A 4,108-nucleotide genomic window follows, 5' to 3' on the forward strand; every position below is an offset into this window, starting at 1 on the left:
TAAATTTAACGATGTTAGTGTGCATCGAACAAGCTCCCAAGGGCGAGTTTAAAAGGCTTATATGCAGTGTTATTAATTTTGACAAGGGAACAACCATTCTCTTCAATCAATGCCTTGCCTCTAAGCCTTTTAATTCTCGCTGAGTGGGAAAGAACTTAATCAAATTGGTATTAATTCCCACCTATAAATATAAAAAAAGTCTTGGGTTTACGGTATGGTAGGGTTATACCAATGAATTTCTTATGACTTTAATTAGCCAAAAGCGGAAGTTAGCTACTTAATTTTAAAAGGCAAGTTTGAGCGAATTGCAGACGTTGGACTTTCCAAACATTCAGTGTAATCTACCTTGCAAGATAGCGATAATAAACTGTTAATGTTCTCATCGGAGTCGACACTATTGTTTGAGAATATATTTATAGATAAATACTCGTTTGAAGAAACCCCACTTGATAGGGATTGCTTCCTTATGAGCGAGAGTTACATGCATGAATTTGATGATGCATTAGAAAAAATGATTCAGAGAGAAGAGTCTAATCCTTATGAAGTAGGATATGTGAGCCCCGTTGCCATAAGAAAGATTAACAACCAGTCATTAGAATTATCTTGGTATGCGGATACACATACTAGGTTTCATGAAGTTTCAATAACTTTACCAAAAAACAAAGTCAAAATTTGTGTCGCTTGCTCCCAATATGACATTAAGCCCTATATTTTTGTTGATCATGAATGGTTAGAGCAGCTCTATTTGAGAGAATATTCCGTATTTGCGTTAATTGACGCAATAGGGGTAAAGGTAGCAATTAGAGATAATCTTCTGACTAAGAAGAAGCTAATAGAGTTAAGAGTGAGGATAGATGAGTTAGCAAAAAAACACGATAATATTTCTTTCATTTCGTTCGCTGACAGTTTAATTCTAAAAAGTAATTGGAATGTTGGCTATTTACACACTGGAGTTGAGTATTCATACCATCCAGAGATATTTTTAACAGTTGTAAATGATATTGATAAAATTTATCAAGAAGTACTCGGCCTTAAAATATATGCAGTGCTTACTCAGGGAAGTAATGAATACTATGGCGAATCCTTACTTCATATATCTGAATCAAAAAATCACATTTGTCTAAATAGTTTAGGAGTGCCGTTTGCTGAGCTATTAGCAATTGAGAGTGCAGCTAAAAATGCTATAAAATCCGGAATACATCCGCCAATGCAACTCTACGTAGATGAACAGTTTTATCACTCTTTACAATTCAAATTCGAATTTAAGAAGAATGATAAACCCCAAAATGCATACTCAGCAATAATGAAGTCGCAAGAGCCCAATTATTTCTATTCTTCTTGTAATGAGTTGATTAAATATCTACAAGAACGAAAGTATTAACCCCTTCATATTTTTGGGAAAATAAGGACACTCACTCAAATTTGTTATTTCACTTGCTGGTGCCGCAGCAGCGGGAGCGATGACATTGAAAGCAGTAAAACTATTAAATATTAATAGTGGTAAAAGCTTTTTATCTATTTTAAAAGGATTACCTCGTGCAGAGAGAAAAAGACTAAGCCAAGAATAATCCGTTTAAATCACCCAGGCATATCAAATAAGTTATTAAAAGCTTTAGTTAAGGCTGGCAGTTACCCTAAGCGTTATTCTGGAATGAAAATAACGCAATCTCTTACACTACAGCTAAAAGATGCTATAGATGCATCAATGAGTTTTTCAGGTAGCGCACTATCTGGTGGTGTGAATTCTCTTGCTGTTGGAATATATGAGGAGCTAGCTAAATAATGAAAAATGAAGAAAAGAATGTTAATTTAATATTTCCACCTTGGAAATTAATGGGGAGGTTTCTATTAGTTATTATGCTGTTAATGGTCGGAACTGGACTCTCCGGTACTATGCTCCTTCTTGAGTATTTTGACGCTAAGCCAGAGTGGTTGGTTGGAACAATATTTTCAGTATCTATCATTTTTTGTTTAGTTAACTTTGGTGTGACACGTGGCTCCTTTTTATGTGCAAAGATTCTCAAGTACTATTCACTTTGCTTAATAATTCTATGTGTACCACTACTGGTGATAGTCGAAGGAGGGAAGTATTACATACTTTTATCACTAAACTTCTTTGCACTTACCGGTGCGTCCTATTTGATATCAGGGGAAACTTATCAAAAGTTGGTTCAGTATCAGTATGACTTTTTTGAAGACATTAAAGAAGCTAGAGAAGTCGTAGAAAAAAAACTAGCAAAATCACGTAAATAAATCACTTGTAAATAGCCTACAAAGTAGGCTCTATCAAGTAGTGCTATGCATCTACAAAAATAACTTCACCGTTAATAAAACCATCTACCGAACGTTCAAAAGCTTTACCTACTAATGTTCCAGGTACAGGCTGAAAACCTGGCATCATTTCACCGTATACATCCCAAGCTTCAGCTAATACCGTTGGGTTAACTACGTTGATACGAGTATTTCTCTGCATTTCTAAAGAAACAATTTTGACAAATGTATCAATAGCTCCACTTGTAGTAGCATCTGCAATGGCAAATGGAATGGGTTTAGTATTTAAAATACCACTGACTAAAGTAAATGAGCCGCTATCAGCAATATATTTTTGACCAATGCGAACTAAATTTATCTGCCCCATCATTTTACTCATCACAGTTGTCATCCATTGAACTTCTGTCATTTCTGCAAATGTAGCGTATTCACAAAAGCCTACAGTATTAACCACAGCATCGAAATGACCTACAGCTTCATATAAAGCACTTATCGATTGTTCATTTGTAATATCAACAATATGATCAACATCACCAGAACGACCCGCAGTGATAACTTTGTGGTTACCTAAACCTGTTAATGCTGCTTGCCCCATTTTTCCTAACGCACCGATTAAAATAACTGTTTTCATTTGATTCTCTCTTTTAGTTTCTATCAATTAGGTTTAATTGATTTGATGGATGAATAATAAAGAACCAGTAAAACAAATAGAAACAATCATTTATTGTTAGTGATACAAGAATATTTGGTTATGTGCTACATTTTATAAAGAGCAGAAAGTATGGTAGATAAATGTGAGTAAGATAGACAGGTTAGACCTAAAACAGTTAAGAGTTTTTCAGGCTCTGATACGAGAACAAAATGCATCAAAAGCAGCAAACCAACTAGGCTTAACTCAACAAGCGGTAAGCGAGCATTTGAAAAAATTACGTGATGTTTTTGATGACAGGCTGTTTCTTAGAAAAACGAATGGCTTTGTACCTACACCTATGGCTGAGTCTTTATCTATAGGCGTCGATAAACTATTAAATGATTTTACTGCTCTTTTATCACCAACAAGTTTTGATCCTAAAACAATTACTGGAACCTTTGTTATAGCCGCAACCGATTATGCCCAACAAATAGTGCTGCCATCGTTAATCTCAATACTGAGAGTGCAGGCCCCTATGTTAAGGTTAATCATTCGTGATTTTGAATTAGATAAAATTAACGAACTGATGGAGAGTGGAAAAGTTAACTTGGCAATTGCATTTCCTGACTATATTCCAGATAATTATCCCGTCGTAAAGCTGTTTGAAGAACACCATGTATGTGTTGCTTCACCAAATGCATCTATCGCACATAAAAACCCTTCTCTCGCTGAAATTGCAAATTACCCAAGCATTATAGCTTCGCCTTCTCGCCCAAACTTTAAAGGCTCTATTAATGACTGGTTCAAGACGTTTGGTTTAAAAAGAAATATTGTGGTGTCCGCACCATGCTTTTCTATCGTGCCAATGTATCTAGAAACGACGGACTCAATAGCCTTTTTACCCGCACGAGCGATAATTGGCTTAGACTTGATAGAAATAAAACTTGAATTCTATCCTGATAAATTTGATGTTATTGCAGCTTGGCATCCTCGCTACAATGAAGATGCACTGCAAAAATGGGTAATTTCGTTACTGCAAATTGAACAATGAATAACTTAGTTAATCTTAAGTCGGTTTAATTATTACTTTAAGTTATTGAAATAGTTATTAATAGTTTCTCTCTATAAAGTACCATAGTAATGCACATAAAAAAGGGGGAATACTTCACGTATTCCCCCTTTTTTATAATAATACCAAGTTGATTA

General features: G+C 35.0%; 5 protein-coding genes. 4 read left to right on the forward strand and 1 reads right to left on the reverse strand.

The genetic code is table 11. The features are described from left to right. Positions 1-481 precede the first annotated feature (481 nt). The 3 genes from KO502_RS02135 to KO502_RS02140 all read left to right on the forward strand — a co-directional run bounded on the left by KO502_RS02135 (position 482) and on the right by KO502_RS02140 (position 2,253). A complete protein-coding gene (locus tag KO502_RS02135) occupies positions 482-1,381 on the forward strand; it encodes a hypothetical protein (protein ID WP_216020916.1) in 900 nt (299 codons plus the stop codon). 270 nt (positions 1,382-1,651) lie between these two features. Then, positions 1,652-1,783 (forward strand): hypothetical protein, encoded by a 132-nt coding sequence (locus KO502_RS17185; protein ID WP_289846764.1) that lies wholly within the window; start codon positions 1,652-1,654, stop codon positions 1,781-1,783. Then, on the forward strand, positions 1,783-2,253 hold the full coding sequence (locus KO502_RS02140) for a hypothetical protein (RefSeq protein WP_216020917.1): 471 nt from the start codon (positions 1,783-1,785) through the stop codon (positions 2,251-2,253). Before KO502_RS17185 ends, KO502_RS02140 begins: the two co-directional genes overlap by 1 nt. A 43-nt stretch (positions 2,254-2,296) precedes the next feature. Here KO502_RS02140 and KO502_RS02145 read toward each other — a convergent pair whose 3' ends face one another. Then, positions 2,297-2,902 carry a short chain dehydrogenase gene (locus KO502_RS02145; RefSeq protein WP_216020918.1) on the reverse strand — a complete coding sequence of 202 codons (606 nt, stop codon included), beginning with the start codon at positions 2,900-2,902 and terminating at the stop codon, positions 2,297-2,299. A 163-nt stretch (positions 2,903-3,065) separates the two neighbouring features. On the opposite strand from KO502_RS02145, the gene KO502_RS02150 reads away from it, so the two are divergent. Next, positions 3,066-3,953: a LysR family transcriptional regulator gene (locus KO502_RS02150; RefSeq protein WP_216020919.1), complete on the forward strand. Its 888-nt coding sequence runs from the start codon at positions 3,066-3,068 to the stop codon at positions 3,951-3,953. The last annotated feature ends 155 nt before the right edge of the window (positions 3,954-4,108 follow it).

The organism is Colwellia sp. E2M01 (assembly GCF_018860585.1).
In the GTDB taxonomy this organism is placed as follows: Bacteria; Pseudomonadota; Gammaproteobacteria; order Enterobacterales; family Alteromonadaceae; genus Colwellia.

Excerpts from the sequence above, each read along its gene's own strand:
- KO502_RS17185 (WP_289846764.1), top strand. The coding sequence starts at position 1,652 with ATGAAAATAACGCAATCTCTTACACTACAGCTAAAAGATGCTATAGAT.
- KO502_RS02140 (WP_216020917.1), top strand. The coding sequence starts at position 1,783 with ATGAAAAATGAAGAAAAGAATGTTAATTTAATATTTCCACCTTGGAAA.
- KO502_RS02135 (WP_216020916.1), top strand. The coding sequence starts at position 482 with ATGCATGAATTTGATGATGCATTAGAAAAAATGATTCAGAGAGAAGAG.
- KO502_RS02145 (WP_216020918.1), bottom strand. The coding sequence starts at position 2,902 with ATGAAAACAGTTATTTTAATCGGTGCGTTAGGAAAAATGGGGCAAGCA.